14 protein-coding genes and 1 tRNA gene are annotated in these 15284 nt (G+C 66.3%); 7 read left to right on the top strand and 8 right to left on the bottom strand.

Annotation, left to right across the window (positions count from 1 at the left end):
* Positions 1-167: 167 nt before the first annotated feature.
* The 5 genes from JQC81_RS19705 to JQC81_RS19685 all read left to right on the top strand — a co-directional run bounded on the left by JQC81_RS19705 (position 168) and on the right by JQC81_RS19685 (position 6057).
* The gene (locus JQC81_RS19705; protein ID WP_203273484.1) at positions 168-3377 is read left to right on the top strand and encodes a helicase-related protein; all 3210 of its coding nucleotides are present in this window, start codon (positions 168-170) and stop codon (positions 3375-3377) included.
* A gap of 12 nt (positions 3378-3389) precedes the next feature.
* Positions 3390-3692 (top strand): RNA-binding S4 domain-containing protein, encoded by a 303-nt coding sequence (locus JQC81_RS19700; protein WP_203273483.1) that lies wholly within the window; start codon positions 3390-3392, stop codon positions 3690-3692.
* A gap of 50 nt (positions 3693-3742) precedes the next feature.
* Entirely contained in the window at positions 3743-4081 is a 339-nt protein-coding gene (gene fdxA / locus JQC81_RS19695; protein WP_203273482.1) for a ferredoxin FdxA, read from the top strand.
* 358 nt (positions 4082-4439) lie between these two features.
* Positions 4440-5021: a CarD family transcriptional regulator gene (locus JQC81_RS19690; protein ID WP_203273481.1), complete on the top strand. Its 582-nt coding sequence runs from the start codon at positions 4440-4442 to the stop codon at positions 5019-5021.
* A gap of 163 nt (positions 5022-5184) precedes the next feature.
* Positions 5185-6057, top strand: coding sequence for an RNA polymerase factor sigma-32 (locus JQC81_RS19685; protein WP_203273480.1), 873 nt, complete (start codon positions 5185-5187; stop codon positions 6055-6057).
* Between the two features lie 82 nt (positions 6058-6139).
* Here JQC81_RS19685 and JQC81_RS19680 read toward each other — a convergent pair whose 3' ends face one another.
* The 5 genes from JQC81_RS19680 to JQC81_RS19660 all read right to left on the bottom strand — a co-directional run bounded on the left by JQC81_RS19680 (position 6140) and on the right by JQC81_RS19660 (position 9161).
* The gene (locus JQC81_RS19680) at positions 6140-7561 is read right to left on the bottom strand and encodes a M48 family metalloprotease (RefSeq protein ID WP_203273479.1); all 1422 of its coding nucleotides are present in this window, start codon (positions 7559-7561) and stop codon (positions 6140-6142) included.
* Between the two features lie 6 nt (positions 7562-7567).
* The gene (locus JQC81_RS19675) at positions 7568-8389 is read right to left on the bottom strand and encodes a thermonuclease family protein (RefSeq protein WP_203273478.1); all 822 of its coding nucleotides are present in this window, start codon (positions 8387-8389) and stop codon (positions 7568-7570) included.
* Between the two features lie 53 nt (positions 8390-8442).
* Positions 8443-8658 (bottom strand): hypothetical protein, encoded by a 216-nt coding sequence (locus JQC81_RS19670; RefSeq protein ID WP_203273477.1) that lies wholly within the window; start codon positions 8656-8658, stop codon positions 8443-8445.
* Positions 8655-8801, bottom strand: coding sequence for a hypothetical protein (locus JQC81_RS19665; RefSeq protein WP_160883845.1), 147 nt, complete (start codon positions 8799-8801; stop codon positions 8655-8657). Before JQC81_RS19665 ends, JQC81_RS19670 begins: the two co-directional genes overlap by 4 nt.
* A gap of 147 nt (positions 8802-8948) precedes the next feature.
* Positions 8949-9161 carry a sugar phosphorylase gene (locus JQC81_RS19660; RefSeq protein ID WP_203273476.1) on the bottom strand — a complete coding sequence of 71 codons (213 nt, stop codon included), beginning with the start codon at positions 9159-9161 and terminating at the stop codon, positions 8949-8951.
* Between the two features lie 143 nt (positions 9162-9304).
* Between JQC81_RS19660 and JQC81_RS19655 the strand changes: the two genes are divergently transcribed.
* Positions 9305-9381, top strand: a tRNA-Arg gene (locus tag JQC81_RS19655).
* Between the two features lie 20 nt (positions 9382-9401).
* Here JQC81_RS19655 and JQC81_RS19650 read toward each other — a convergent pair.
* The 3 genes from JQC81_RS19650 to JQC81_RS19640 form a co-directional block, all read right to left on the bottom strand.
* Positions 9402-10244 (bottom strand): DUF1206 domain-containing protein, encoded by an 843-nt coding sequence (locus JQC81_RS19650; protein WP_203273475.1) that lies wholly within the window; start codon positions 10242-10244, stop codon positions 9402-9404.
* Positions 10245-10327: 83 nt separating this feature from the next.
* Complete coding sequence (locus tag JQC81_RS19645; RefSeq protein WP_203273474.1) at positions 10328-11119, bottom strand: YoaK family protein; 792 nt, start codon at positions 11117-11119, stop codon at positions 10328-10330.
* Between the two features lie 86 nt (positions 11120-11205).
* Positions 11206-13467: a glycoside hydrolase family 3 N-terminal domain-containing protein gene (locus JQC81_RS19640; protein WP_210347223.1), complete on the bottom strand. Its 2262-nt coding sequence runs from the start codon at positions 13465-13467 to the stop codon at positions 11206-11208.
* A gap of 129 nt (positions 13468-13596) precedes the next feature.
* Between JQC81_RS19640 and JQC81_RS19635 the strand changes: the two genes are divergently transcribed.
* Entirely contained in the window at positions 13597-15111 is a 1515-nt protein-coding gene (locus JQC81_RS19635) for a response regulator (protein WP_203273472.1), read from the top strand.
* Positions 15112-15284 lie beyond the last annotated feature (173 nt).

Raw genomic sequence — 15284 nt, 5'->3', positions numbered from 1 at the left:
GAAGCCTCCGCGGCGGCTGGCGAAAGCGGCGCCCGCCCCCATATAAGGGCATAGCCCGCAGCCGGCCGCGAGGGCCGGGCTGCCTTTGAGAAGGCGTCCGGCTCACGTAGCCGGCCCGTACAGCCTCTCGTTACTCCGGGACATTCAAGATTACCCGACATCCAGGCATGGCCCGTCGTTCCCTTCCCCCGCAGGTGCGCTCGCGCGGCGTCACGGCCGTGCTCGGCCCCACCAACACCGGCAAGACCCATCTGGCCATCGAGCGCATGCTCGGCCACGACAGCGGCATGATCGGCCTGCCCCTGCGCCTGCTTGCGCGCGAGGTCTACAACCGCGTGGTGGAGAAGGCCGGCCCCCACAACGTCGCCCTGGTCACCGGCGAGGAGAAGATCAAGCCGGACCGGCCGCGCTACTGGATCTCCACCGTCGAGGCGATGCCGCGGGATCTCGATGTTGCCTTCGTGGCCGTGGACGAGGTCCAGCTCGCCAGCGACCTCGACCGGGGTCACGTCTTCACCGACCGCCTGCTCAACCAGCGTGGCCGCGAGGAGACGCTGCTCATCGGCTCGGCCACCATGCGGCCGCTGATCGAGGCGCTGATCCCGGGTGTCCACGTGGTCACCCGGCCGCGCCTGTCGCAGCTCTCGTTCGCGGGCGAGAAGAAGGTGTCGCGCCTGCCCCGGCGCTCGGCCATCGTGGCTTTCTCGGCTGAGGAGGTCTACGGGATCGCAGAGCTCATCCGCCGCCAGAGCGGCGGCGCGGCCGTGGTGCTCGGGGCGCTTTCGCCCCGCACCCGCAATGCGCAGGTCGAGCTCTTCCAGAACGGCGACGTGGATTATCTCATCGCCACCGACGCCATCGGCATGGGGCTCAACCTCGACGTGAACCATGTGGCCTTCGCGTCCGACAAGAAGTTCGACGGCTTCCAGTTCCGCAAGCTGAACAATCCCGAACTGGCCCAGATCGCCGGCCGTGCCGGCCGCTACATGCGGGATGGGACCTTCGGCACCTCTGGCCGCTGCCCGCCCTTCGACGCGGAGACCGTCCAGGCGCTCGAAAACCACACCTTCGACCCGGTGCGCATCCTGCAATGGCGCAACCCGGATCTCGACTTCTCCTCGCTCGCCCGCCTGCGCGATTCGCTCGGGAGCCAGCCGCGGGAGCATGGCCTCGTGCGCGCGCCAACGGGCGAGGACGTCCTCGCCCTCGAGGTTCTGGCCCGAGAGGACGACATTCAGTCTATGGCCCGCTCCCAGTACGCCGTGGAGCGGCTCTGGCAGATCTGCCAGGTGCCGGACTACCGGAAGGTCTCGCCGCAGACCCATGCTGATCTCGTCGGCCAGCTCTACCGTTTCCTGATGAAGGACGGGGCCATCCCGGCCGACTGGTTTGCCCGCCATCTGTCCGCTATGGATCGGACCGATGGGGATATCGATACCCTCTCCAACCGCATCGCCCAGGTCCGGACCTGGTCCTTCGTCGCCAATCGTCCCGACTGGTTGAAGGATCCGGAGCATTGGCAGGATGTTGCGCGTCAGGTAGAGGACAAGCTATCGGATGCGCTCCATGAACGCCTCGCCCAAAGGTTCATCGACCGGCGGACGAGCGTTCTCATGCGGCGCTTGAGAGAGAACAAGATGCTCGAAGCGGAAATTACGACCACCGGCGACGTCACCGTCGAGGGTCAGCACATCGGTCACCTGCACGGCTTCCATTTCGTGCCTGATCCCCAGGCCGACACCACGGAGGTCAAGACCCTGCGCAACGCCGCCAGCAAGGCGCTGGCGGGCGAGATCGAGGCGCGGGCGGACCGATTCGCCGAAACCCCCGACACGATGCTCGTGCTGTCCAACGACGGCACCATCCGCTGGATGGGCGATCCAGTGGCCAAGCTGGAACCCGGCGACAAGCTGTTCGACCCCAAGCTTCGCATCCTCTCGGACGAGCATCTCACGGGTCCGGCCCGGGACAAGGTGGACAACCGCCTGCGCGCCTGGCTCAAGGCCTATGTGGTGCGCCTGCTCGGCCCCTTGCTGCAACTCGAGGACAGCCAGGAGCTGCAGGGCCTGGCCCGCGGCATCGGCTTCCAGATCGGCGAGGCGCTCGGCGTGCTGGAGCGCGCCAAGGTCCTCAACGATGTCCGCAGCCTCGACCAGGAGGCCCGCGCGGCGCTCCGCAAGGCGGGCGTGCGCTTCGGCGCCTATCATCTTTACCTGCCGGCCCTGCTGAAGCCGGCGCCCCGTGTGCTCGCAACCCAGCTTTGGGCCCTGCAGAACGGCGGCCTCGACCAGAAGGGCATCGACGAGATCGCTCATCTGGCCCAGTCCGGCCGCACCTCGATCCCGGTCGATCCGGACATCGCCCATGGACTCTACCGCGCCGCGGGCTTCCGGGTGCTCGGCGGCCGCGCCGTGCGCGTCGACATCCTGGAGCGCCTGGCCGACCTCATCCGCCCGGCGATCGCCTACCGCCCCGGCGTCACCCCCGGCGAGCCGCCGGCAGGCGCCGCCGACGGCGAAGGCTTCGTGCCGACGGTTGCCATGACGTCCCTCGTGGGCTGCGCCGGCGAGGATTTCGCCACGATCCTGAAGTCGCTCGGCTACGTGATGGATCGCCGTCCCGGCCCTGCCATCACGGTGCCGCTCGTGGAAGCCCCGCGGGCTCTCGAGCCCCAGGCGGCCGCTCCCGAGGGCGAGGCTGCCGCTGCGGCCGAGGAAGCCCCATCCGAGGCAGCTCCCGCCGAGGCGCCTGAGGCTGCAATCGGTACCGAGGAGATCGGCGCGGTCGCCGTCGAGGCTCCCGAAGCGGCCGTCTCCGAACAGGAGGTCGAGGCCAGCGCCGCTGAAGCCGTGGCTTCGCCCGAGGGCAACGCAATGGCTCCCGCGGATGCTCCGGCCGAGGCTGCTCCCGCGGAAGTTTCTTCCGGTGAGACCGCCCCTGCCGAGCCCGAGATGATCGAGGTCTGGCGCCAGGGTCGCCGCCATCACGAAGGCGCGCAGGCTCGTCATGGTCGCGATGCCCGCGGCGGCCGTCATGAGCGCGGGGAGCGCTCCGACCGCACGGACCAGCGCCAGGATCGCGGCGACCGTCGCCCACGCCATGGAGCAGGCCAGGACGATCAGGCCGGCGAGCGCCGGCCGCGTCCCGAGCGCCGCGAAGCGCAGGGGGAGGGAGGTCGTCCGCAGAGCCGTCCGCCGCGTGGACCGGGTCATGGAGAGGGCCGCCGCGGGGAGGACCGTCGTGGTCCTCGGCCCGACAAGCGCGCCGACAACCGCCAGGACGGCGGCCGCGACCGGCGCGAGAAGCAGCCGGATCCGAATTCGCCCTTCGCCAAGCTGATGGCCCTCAAAGCCCAGCTCGAGGACAGCAAGAAGTGAGGTTTTGAGTGAATGCGTGAGGACCGTCAGCGGCTCGACAAGTGGCTGTGGTTCGCGCGCTTCGCGAAAAGCCGGACGCTGGCCGCCAAGATGGTGACCGGCGGCCATGTCCGCCTCAATGGACAGCGCACCGACAACGCCGCCAAGGCGGTGGCTGTCGGGGACGTGGTGACCCTCGCGCTGCCCCGGGCTACCCTGGTGGTCCGGATCGAGGATCTCGGCCAGCGCCGGGGCCCTGCACCGGAAGCAAGGCTGCTCTACCTGGATCTCAGCCAGGACAACGGCGCGCTTGTCAGCGACCCCGACAAGGGCTAGAGCGGCAGCAACCCTTTCTCTCGAATGGAACAGACCCCGAAGGACCGTGCATGACCTACGTCGTCACTGAAAATTGCATCAAGTGCAAATACATGGACTGCGTCGAGGTGTGCCCGGTCGACTGTTTCTACGAGGGCGAGAACATGCTCGTCATCCACCCGGACGAGTGCATCGATTGCGGCGTCTGCGAGCCGGAATGCCCGGCCGAGGCGATCAAGCCCGATGCGGAGCCGGGCCTTGAGCAATGGCTGAAGCTCAACGCCGACATGGCCAAGAGCTGGCCCAACATCACCGTCAAGAAGGATGCGCCTGCCGACGCGAAGGAATTCGATGGCGTAGCAGGCAAGTTCGAGGCGTATTTCACGTCCAATCCCGGCGAAGGCGACTGAGTTCAGGCTTAGCCTGAGCGGGCACTCTTAACGCTGTGCTTTGAAATATTTTTGCTTTTTCGGCCGGACTGTGATAGGGTCCGTGAATGCCGTCGCTTGCGCTCAAGCCGTGCACCGTCTCTGCAGACCGGCGGTTCACATAATGAAGCAAAGATTCGCGTCCTTTGACTTAAGGGAGCGTTGCTGCCTTGGTCAAGGGCATGAGCGTTTGTAGCCGCTGGCTGACATCAGGGAGACGCGCGGAATCTTCAAGTTCCGCGACACTCACATCCCATCCTCGTTCCACCGGGACCCTGTCCGGTGGGGCAACAGCTCCCTCGCCGTTCAGGCAAGGGCCATGCAAGGAGGCCTCTCTCGCATGACAACCGCCAAGAAGTCCGCCCAGCGCCTTGGGTTCAAGTCCGGTGAAGCCATTGTTTATCCCGCTCACGGCGTCGGCCGCATCACGGCCATCGAAGAGCAGGAAATCGCAGGCTTCAAACTGGAGCTGTACGTCGTTTCCTTCGACAAGGACAAAATGGTCCTCCGTGTCCCCACGGGTAAAGCCTCCAGCGTCGGCATGCGCAAGCTCGCCGAACCGGCTCTGGTCCAAAAGGCCCTGGACGTTCTGACGGGTCGTGCCCGCGTGAAGCGCACCATGTGGTCGCGCCGCGCCCAGGAATATGAGGCCAAGATCAATTCCGGCGACCTGATCGCCGTCACCGAGGTCGTGCGCGACCTCTACCGCTCCGAGGCCCAGCCCGAGCAGTCCTACAGCGAGCGCCAGCTTTACGAATCCGCCCTCGACCGGATCGTGCGCGAGATCGCGGCCGTGAACAAGATCACGGACACGGAAGCGCTCAAGCTCATCGAGCAGAGCCTCGCCAAGTCCCCGCGCCGGGTGAAGGGTGCTGAGGACGGCGATGCGGAAGGCGACGATATGCAGGAAGAGGCCGCCTGATCGCGCACCTCACAAGGTTTCGAAAAGCCCGGCCTCAGGCCGGGCTTTTTTGTGCTCGGAGCCTTGTTTTTCAAAGGGCGGAATCTATTTTGCCAAACTCGGCTGTTGGAAGTGAACTTTTTGCGGCCTCGCTCGTTGTGTCTCTGCCAAGGGAGAGCACACAATGGGAGAAATCTCAGGGGTTCGCCGCCGGTTCGTCCGCGCTGCCATGAATGCACCTTTTCTCGAAAGAGAAGAGGAGCACCTTCTTGCCGTGCGCTGGAAAGAGAACCGCGATGAGGCGGCGCTTCATCAACTGACTGCTGCCCACATGCGCCTCGTCATCGCGCTGGCAGCCCGTTTCCGTCACTACGGCCTGCCGATGGCCGATCTGGTTCAGGAAGGCCATGTGGGTCTCCTCGAGGCCGCGGCCCGGTTCGAGCCTGAACGGGAAGTCCGTTTCTCGACCTATGCGACCTGGTGGATCCGTGCCTCCGTGCAAGATTACATCCTTCGTAACTGGTCAATCGTCCGTGGCGGAACGAGTTCCGCCCAAAAAGCCCTTTTCTTCAATCTGCGCCGCCTGCGCGCCCGTCTCACCCGCGGCGGTGAAGAGCGCATCTCCTCCGACGTGCACGCCAAGATCGCCGAGGCGATCGGCGTCTCGAAGGCCGACGTGGCGCTGATGGACGCCCGCTTGTCCGCACCGGACACCTCGCTCAATGCACCGGTTCTGGATGCCGATTCATCGAACTCCGCCGAACGGGTCGAGTTTCTCGTCGACAACAGCCCGCTGCCGGACGAGACCGTCACCGACTCGATCGACACCGAGCGCCGCGTACGCTGGCTGCAGCAGGCGCTTGAAGTTCTCAACGAGCGTGAACTGCGCATCCTGCGCGCCCGTCGTCTCGACGACGAGCAGGTGACCCTGGAGTTCTTGGGGGATCGCCTCGGGATCTCGAAGGAGCGCGTCCGCCAGATCGAGAACCGTGCGCTTGAGAAGCTCAAGCGCGCGCTCGTCGAGCGCTACCCTCAGGCCTCAGGCGCCTTCGTGTAAGACGCACGAGCTTTTCTGGAATTGGATCGGCGAGGCGGGCAACTGCCTCGCCGATGCCGTTTCAAAGTCTGGGAGCGCGGCCCTATTCCACCACGATCTTGTAGCGCTCGCCTACCTTCAGGGGAGCGTTCCTGTCGAGGCCGTTGAGCAGCAGGAAGCGTTCGAGCGGCCGGTCGATTGGCATGCGGGCGGCGAGAGTCTGTGCCGTGTCGCCCCGCTGAGCGGTCACGATCTGCAGCTTGAGAGGCCTGATCCGCCGAGCCTCCTCGGGCTGCACCTGCCGGACGCTGTTGAGGGTCTGCTGGAAGATCGCTTCCAGGTCGCCCCTGTTGCCCCGGGTCGCCATGATGAGCCGGTAGGTGGTGCTGCCGATCCGGACAGCCGAGAGGCGAAAGGTCCACTCCTTGCCGTTGGACAGGGCCGTCACCACGGGAAGGCCGTTCACCGTGCCGGGCGTGAGGGTGCCGGGCTCGATGGTGTCCGTCCAGGTGGAGCGCAGCACGTCTTCCAGGCTCTGGCCCTCCGGCGTATCGGCGGCATCGAAGAGCAGGCGACGCTCCCCGTCGGCAGAAGACCCGAGCACGGCCTGGGAGGTGTTCTCGAGGCTGAAGCCCTCGGGCGCTTCGAAGGCGACGCCGAGCCGGGAATGGATGAAGCGGCGGCCCTTCACGACGCCGTCGGCCGGATCGTCGCCATAGGCAAGCCCCTCGAGAGCCGTCAGATAGGCCAACCGCCCGGTTTCGCCGCCACCCGGCAGTTCCGTCCGCCGCGCGGCCTGCAAGGCGCGCGACACGCGGTCGGTGGTGCTCGGATGCGAAGCCAGCCGGTCTCCCGTCTGGCTGTCGGAACTCGTACCCGAGCGCCCGAGTGACGTCAGGAATCGCGGTGCGCCGAAAGGATCGAAGCCGGCGCGGGCCAGAACCTTGACGCCGGTCTGGTCCGCCTCGAGCTCCTGCGCCCGCGAGAAGCTGGCAAGGGTCGAGCGGGACTGGTTCTGCGCCGTGGCCGCTTCCTCGGCATCGTTCAGCACGTTCTCGGCCACGCGCTCGATCAGGGCCGAGCGGGCCTGCAGCTCGCTGCGCTGGGAGGCGTGGCGCAGGGTGACGTGGGCGATCTCGTGGGACAGGACGGCGGCCACCTCGGAGGTGTCGTTGGCGAGCGCCAGGAGGCCGCGCGTCACGTAGAGGCGCCCGTTCGGCAACGCGAAGGCATTGACCGCGGGCGAGTTCAGGATCGTGATCTGAAAAGCCTCGTCCGGCCGGTCGGTGGCCATGACGAGCCGGTTCGTCACATCGGTCAGGAGCTGCTGGAGCTGCGGTGCGCGGCCCTCTCCGCCGAAAGCCCTGACGAGGCGCACATGGTCCCGGTCGCGATCCGGGCCGATCACCCGCGGGGCGTTCGCCGGGAGCGACACGTCCCCGCCAAAGCCCGAGCAGCCCGCGAGCAGGGCTGCGAGCATGAGGCTGCCGAAGATGGAACTACCTGTCCGACGTGTTCTGATCATGCTCGTTCATCGTGGCAGACGATCGCCTTCGAGACGTTCGATCATGTCCGGTATGACAATCGAAAAAGCGGTGCCTTGCCAAGGCTGCAAAATGCCTCGGGCCCGGATCTGCCGGCCCTTGAGCGCCTCGGCGCCCACACCGCGATCCAGCATCTGCTTCCACGTTGTCCTGGGGACGATGATCGTGAAGTCTTCTGCCCAGAGCCCCCCGAAGTTCAAATAGGTGCGCTGCTTGCGCTCGCCGATGCTCCTGACGCGGCCTTCGACCAGCACGAAGCTGCCGATCCGCTCGCGCAGGCGCTCGGATTGATTTGCATCGAGAGGCTTATAGCGTTCATCGGCCCAAACACCAAGGCGGCGTTCGCGGGCTGTGGCCTCGAGGGCGAGGAACTCGGGCTGGCAGAAGACCCCGTCCAGTCCCGCATCGACCAGTGCGAGGCCGGCCTCGACCAATCCATGGGCCCAGTCGAGCGCCGGGGCCTCCCCGGCCGAGCGGATGCGCACGGAAACCCGGTTCCAGCGGTCGCGGCTGTCAGATCCCTGGATGAGAGCCGATTGGCCGATTCGCGCTCCCAGCCAGGACAGCGCGTTTTCGCGATGGGGCGAAGCGTCGGGAAGACGGATGCCCGACAGGCGGGCCTGTTGCCCCGATGCCAGGACAAGGTCGCCCTCCGGCGAGAGCCCCTGCAGACGGTCGGGCCGGGTCTCGCCCATGCACGAGGCAGGCCGCTGGTTAGGCCGCGTCTGCGCGAAGGCCTCCCAGACCCCGCCGTCCAGGGCCGGTCCGAGGCACAGGGCCAGCAGCATCCGCAGGGTTGATCCCGTCATGGGACGGGATCATATCCTTTCAGGATGAAACGGCTACGCTTAGGATGTCCGGATCAGTGCTTTTCCTGCGCTGGGCTGTGCTGCTGCGGCTTGTGCCCGCTCTGCCCCGCGTTGTTGTGCTTGTTGTGATCGCGGCTTTCCTGATGGGTTGCGCCGCCCTGCTGGCCGATCTCGGGCTTGCCGCTCGCGTTGACGTTCGGCTCGTCGTGCTCCTGATGGCCTGCGATGCGCGTCTGGTTCGGATTGCTGCGGTTGCCGGTGCTGCTCATGACTTCTTCTCCTGCTGCCGCTTCTGGGCACCGTTGCCGTCCTTGCCCTGCTGGTGTTGCGTGCCGCGCGTGTTCGAGCCGCCATGGCCTTCCTGCGGAATGCCTTCAGGGTTCGTGCGGGAGCCTGGGATGTTCTTCGTCATGGTGAGATCCTGACCGGTTTTCATTGCAAGATGGAGCGGCATTCCGGGGCCCGGAATGCCGCCGCCATGGCAAGTCAATCGAAGAGCCCGCAGAATGTTGCGGCCAAGATCGGCGGGTTTTTTGCCAGCAAAACTGCTTCTTTCAGGCTACCAGCGGATCACCACAACCCGCTCTTTGCCGTTCCCGAGTTCCACCGCCTCGATGCCTTCCGCTTTGCGGTTCTGAGACTTCGCATCCTCGATGACCTCGATTTCCGCCACATGGGCGGCGAAAGCCTCGTCCACCTCGGCGACGCAGAGCAGGGTGTCGGGGGGAAGGTTTTCGACCTGTTTCAGGAAATCGCGAAGCGTCTGCGCCATGATGTACCTCCAGTTGCCTTCACCAACTGGCTTGGCCGTAGGGAGTTCCTTCACGCCACACAGCAGAGCACCGGATCCTGATTTCCCGATCCGCAACCCACTGGAATGCCCCTGCCACCCGTGCTAAATCCCGTCACGTCAGCGGTCCCGTAGCTCAGCAGGACAGAGCAGCGGTTTCCTAAACCGAAGGTCGGAAGTTCGAGTCTTCCCGGGATCGCCAGACTTTCCGCAACAGCCTGCTTATCGTCCGACGCGCGCAACGGCGGATTTGGCGTCGTCGAGATCCGGCGCGTCGATATGGCGGTAGCGGGCCTGGATGAGGCCGAAGAGGCCGAAGGCGAAGAGGCCGAGCGCCGTCAGCGCGAGAAGGATCCAGCCGTAGGGCTGCTGCTGCAGGGACTCCAGGGCTCCGCCGAGGCCGCGCACCTCGGAGGAGGAGGCGTGCCAGGCCGCAAGGCCCAGAAAGCCGCCGATCATCAGGAACACGATGCCGCGGGCGGCAAAGCCCATGCGGCCGATGGTGCAGATCCAATCCTTTTTGTCGGCCGGCAGGGAGAGGCGGTCCGCCACCCGCCCGCGCCAGGCTTTCGCGATGAAGGCGAGGCCCACGCCGATCACGATGAGCCCGACGAGGCCCACCAGCCACCGGCCGAAGGGCTGGCTCATGAGCCATGCTGTCCAGTCCCGGGCGCCCTGATCCTCAGCCCCGCCTCCCTGGCTACGCCCGAGGGCAAGGTTCAGAGCGAAGAGGGCCAAACCCGCATAGATGAAGCCGCTGATCAGATGCGCCCCCCGGATACCCAAGCCCTTCATGTCCGAGCCGCGGTTGTCGGCATCCGTGAGCGCCTCCAGGATCCGCCAGGCGCAGAAGCCGAACAGGCCGATAGCGATCAAAACGAGCCAGACCTTGCCGAAGGGCTGGGAGAGAAGCGTCTGCAGGGCGGAGCGGCTGCCGCCGGTCTGTCCTCCGGACCCGATGGCAGCGAGAAGCGCAAGGGCGCCGACGAGGCCATAGACCACGCCCCTTGCGCCATAGCCTGCCCGGGCCAGGGTCTCGACAGGGTTGCGGCTGAGGTTTGACATGGCGACGGCTCCACTCTGTCATGAGTGAACTGCCAAGCCTTCATCGATGTTCCGTTCGCTGGGGAGCGCCCGGTGCAAGTGTTTCAGTGCTTTCTCAGTTGCCGGGCCAGGGACGAGGCATCCTCGGCCAGGGGAGGCCCGGCGAGCAGCAACAGCAGCAGCGCGAAGGGCAATGCGAACAGGAATCCTGCTTGGCTGAACCCGATGGCGCCGATCACGCCGCCGATGAAGAAGGAGGCGAGCAGCAGGGCGAGCAGGCGCAGCTTCGGTCGGTCCGCGAGAACCCGGTCCGGATTGTCCGGGTTCCGGTTCCAGTAGAGGAGCTTGCCGAGTTCGATCCCTATGTCGGTGACGATCCCGGTTACGTGGGTGGTGCGCATGCGGGCCCCGGAGATCTTGGTGACGGTCGCGTTCTGCAGACCCATGATGAAGCACAGGAGAGGCACGGCGAGCGTCACGAAAGCCGGCGAAGGATGGGCGAACCACCCCAGGAGACCGAAGCCGAGCAGAAGCCAAGCTTCCAGCATCAGCGGCATGGCATAGCGGCTGCCGAGATGATGGCGGCGGCCCCAGTTGATCAGCATGGCCGAGAAGGCGGCGCCCGCGATGAAGGGCAGGAAGGCCGCAAGCCCGAGCCCCGCCAGGGCGAACAAGCCCAGCGCCGTGTGGTCGGCCATGGCGGAGAGAATGCCCGACATGTGCGAGGTGTACTGGCCGACCGCCAGGAAGCCCCCGGCATTGATCGCGCCCGCCACGAAGGTGAGAGCCATCCCGAGCAGGGTGTCGGCCGCCTCGGTCCGCTCATGAGCCACGACGGCCTTTATCGAACGGATGGTGAAATCGCGGGGCTCCGGCTTGGTCGACTGAGCGCTCATAGGCGTGAGCGTAGCGCTGATCGACCAAGAGATCCAATGGGTCGAAAGGCTGCCCGAGAGCGATGCTCGGGCAGCCTTGTCTCCAGTTACTGCGCGACGCTGGTCGACGCGGAGGCGCGCCGCTCCATGGGCGGCAGGCGGAAGGTCTTCACGATCTCGGCCTCTCCGACCCTTTCGGCGAGCGAGGAGCCGCCCACGAAGGCCTCGATGGTGCCGGCCTCGACCAGATAGGTGCCGTTATCGAGGTGGAAGCCGAGCGACTCCACGGGCACGCGCAAGGTCACGCGCTTCGTCTCGCCGGGATTGAGCGCAATCTTCTCGAAGGCTTTCAGCTCGCGCAAGGGGCGGCTGCGGCTTGCCACCGGGTCGCGGGTGTAGAGCTGCACGACCTCCTGGCCTTCCCGCGCGCCCGTGTTCTTCACGTTCACCGCAACTTCCAGCCCCCCGCCCTGGTCGAGCTGCTTTTGCGTCATCGCTGCATCCGAGTAGGAAAACTGCGTGTAGCTCAGGCCCCAGCCGAACGGGTAGAGCGGCGCGATCTTCTCGTCGATGTATTGCAGGGTGAAGCGGTTGTTCTCAAGCGTCGGCCGCCCGGTGGGCAGGCGGTTGTAGTAGAGCGGCAGCTGCCCGGTGGCGCGGGGCCAGGTGAGAGGGAGCTTGCCGCTCGGGCTCACGTCGCCGAACAGCACGTCGGCAACCGCAGGCCCGGCTTCGGTGCCCGGATACCAGGCCATGAGGATCGCCGGGATGCGCTCGGCCACCGGTCCCAGAACCTGCGGGCGCCCTCCTAGGAGCACCAGCGCAACTGGCTTGCCTGTTTTCGCAAGCTCTTCCAGTACCTCGATCTGCTTTCCGTTGAGTTCCATGTGAGCACGGGAGGCTGCCTCGCCGGAGAGCTCCTGCGGCTCGCCGAAGACCGCAATCACGAAATCCGATTGTCTTGCGGCATCGAGAGCGGCCTGGAGCCCGCTGGTGTCGCGGCAGAACAGGTCGCATGCGGGAGCATGGCGAACCGTGATGCCGGTGCCCTGCGCCCGGCGGCGGATGCCTTCCAGGATCGTGACGCTGTCCTCCTTGTGCCCGCGGGCGGCATGCGGCCCCATCTGGTCGTGCGGCGCATCGGCCAGCGGGCCGATCACCGCGATGGAACGGGCGCTCGTCGGCACCGGAAGCACGCTGCCGCGGTTCTGCAACAGCACGAAGGTTTCGCGCGCGACCTCGCGCGCCGCCTGGCGTGACTCCGCATTCGGGAAGGCTGAGTCGGAGCGGGACGGATCGATATCCGGACGGTCGAACAGGCCCATGCGGAACTTGGTGCGCAGCACCCGGCGCACCGACTCGTCGATGACGCTCTCCGGCACGCGCCCGGCGCGCACCTCGTCGGGCAGGTGCTTGATGTAGAGCAGCCCCATCATGTCCATGTCGACGCCGGCGAGGATCGCCTTGCGGGCGGCCTCCGCGCCGTCGGACGCGATGCCGTGGTTGATCAGCTCGCCGATGCCGACCCAGTCGGACGTGACGAAGCCGTCAAAGCCCCATTGCCGGCGCAGCACGTCCGTCAGCAGCCAGGGATTGGCCGTCGAGGGCTCGCCGTTCAGCGCGTTGAAGGCCGCCATGAAGCTCGCCGAGCCCGCCTCCACGGCAGCCCGGAACGGCGGCAGATAGGTGTCGTACATCTCCGCGCGCGGGATGTAGGTGGTGTCGTAGTCGCGCCCGCCCTGCGGCGCGCCATAACCGGCGAAATGCTTCGTGGAGGCGGCAAGGCCTCCGTTTCGGAAGCCTTCCACGCGGGCAGCCGTCAGCACGGAGCCGAGATACGGATCTTCTCCGAATCCTTCGACGATGCGGCCCCAGCGGCTGTCGCGGGAGAGATCGGCCATGGGGGCGAAGGTCCAGTTCACGCCCACATAGGCCGCTTCCCTCGCGCCCCATTCGGACGCCATGCGCGAGATGCGCGGGCTGAAGGCCGCGGCTTCCCCTAGCGGAAGCGGGAACTGGGTGCGGAAGCCGTGCAGCACGTCGAGGCCGAAGAGCGGCGGGATCTTGAGGCGGCTCTGGCGCGCAAGCGCCTGGGCGCGGGCGACGTCCTGGGCGCTGTTGAAGTTGAGCAGGGCGCCGGCCTTGCCCTCGGAAATATCCTCCCAGCGCAGGGGCGGACCGTGCGAGACGAGGTTCAGCTGGCCGACCTTCTCCTCCAGGGTCATCTGCCTGAGAAGCTCGTTGACGCGGCGCTCGATGGACTGCTCGGCGGTCTCCTGCGCTTTGGCCTGTGGGGCGAGAGAGGTCGTCAAAACCACCGCGAGCGCCAGCTTGGCCAGTCCTTGGACATCAGAAAGCCGCACAATCATCTCCTTTGTCGGACAGTAACACTTTATCGCGAGGCAGCCGCGCTTGCCCTCGGTTCGTGCTACACAAGATAGCGGTTGGAAGTGGCGTCTGAGCGGCGCCGGGTCAATCCATATTTTCGGGAAGCTTGAGTGCCTGTGCTGCCTGCCCTGTTGAAGCTGACTCTGCTGGCCCTGTCCTGCGCCCTGATCCTGTCGGGTTTCGCGCTGGCCGGCGCTGCCTTCTTCAGGGAATCCACGCTGATCGCGGCAGCGGCCGGGTTCTTCCTGCTGCTGGCGGCTGGTGCCCCCCTGCTGATCGGGCGGCAGATCCGGGAGGCTCTCCGGGACAAGCATGGGGACGCAGCCGATGAGTTCGCCGTTTTCGAGGATGTCACGGCCGGCCCGATGGAAGAGCCTTCCGTTCCGTTCGCATTCGTCGAGGATGCATTTCCCGACACGAGCTCCGCATCGGATGAGGACGAGGCCTTGCGCCGCCTCCAGAAGGCAGAAGCCGTCGACCGGCTGCGTGACGGCATCACCCATGACCTCAACAACCGCCTCATGGTCATCAGCGCCAATATCGACGCTGCGGCCCGCCAGCTGAAGGATCAGCCGATCCTGCAGCGCAAGCTGCTGTCGGCCCTCGTGGCCGCCGACCAGGCCGCCAAGCTCATCGCCCGCTCGACGGCCTTTGCCCGCCAGGGCGAGGCCAAGGTCCAGTATGTGAACATCGCCGAGCAGGTGAGCTCGGTGGCCGACCTGATGAGCCGATCCCTGCTGCGCGACACCGTCGACATGCGGCTGTTCCTGGCGGACGATCTCTGGTCCGTGGAAGCCGATCCGGACGACATCCAGACGGCGATCGTGATGCTCAGCGGGCATGTGCGGGATGCCCTGCCTCAGGGCGGTACCATCACGCTCGATGCCTGCAACGTGACGGTCGAGAAGGGGGCGCTGCCGGACCTGACGCGCGAGGGCGATTTCGTGCAGCTGACGATCCGCAGCACAGGGCCCGATGACGGGCGCCACGCCCCGGAGGCGGATCTTGAGCAGGCCTTCGTCCTGCGCAACCTCGATCTTTCGTCCTGGCTGTCCCTTCGGCAGAGCCTGCACTTCCTGGAGGGCCTTGGCGGCGCCTCGGAGGTGCGCCGGGACGAAAACGGCACCGCGATCGTCCTCTATCTGCCACGAGCCGATTCCGCGACCCTGCTGCCGCAGGGCCTGCCGAGCGAGGACGAAGCCCCCGAGGAGCCGGTGCCCACCCACACCGAGGTTCTCGTGGTGGACGACGAACTCGAAGTGGCGCTCGCTCTCCAGTCGAGCCTGGAGGAGTTCGGATACGTGACCAGCATCGCCACCGATGCCGCGCAGGCGATGAGGTCCCTGAACGCCCGCAGGCCCGCGCTGGTGCTGGCGGATATCGCGATGCCGGGCACGATGAACGGCGTCATGCTCGCCCGTGAGATCCGGCAGATCGCGCCGGCTCTGCCCGTTCTGCTGATCACGGGCAATCCCGGAGCAGCCGGCGAGGAGAGCGAATTCCCGCTGCTGCAGAAGCCCATCGTCAGCCGCGACCTGCACGCGGCGATCCAGCGGCACCTGAACCCGCTGCGCGACAGCAAGGTGATCCCGCTCTTCCCGCGTGCCTCGAAGCGAGCCCGCTGATCGAGAGCTGTTTCCACTTGCGTGGAATCATCTCTCTTCTTTGGTTTGCCGCATTTTTGGCGGCGAACCGGAGCCACTTCGCCGAAAATGCTCTAGTACTACAGCCGGGCCTTGCGTCGGCGTCGGGTGCGTTTGCGCCAGTGGCATTCGCGCGCCCGCTGCTGATGGCGCCG

The sequence above is a fragment of the Microvirga arabica genome (assembly GCF_016811235.1).
GTDB classification, from domain to species: Bacteria; Pseudomonadota; Alphaproteobacteria; order Rhizobiales; family Beijerinckiaceae; genus Microvirga; species Microvirga arabica.
The sequence above is the reverse complement of the archived record's forward strand: the minus strand, read 5'-3'. Positions and strand labels throughout refer to the sequence as shown.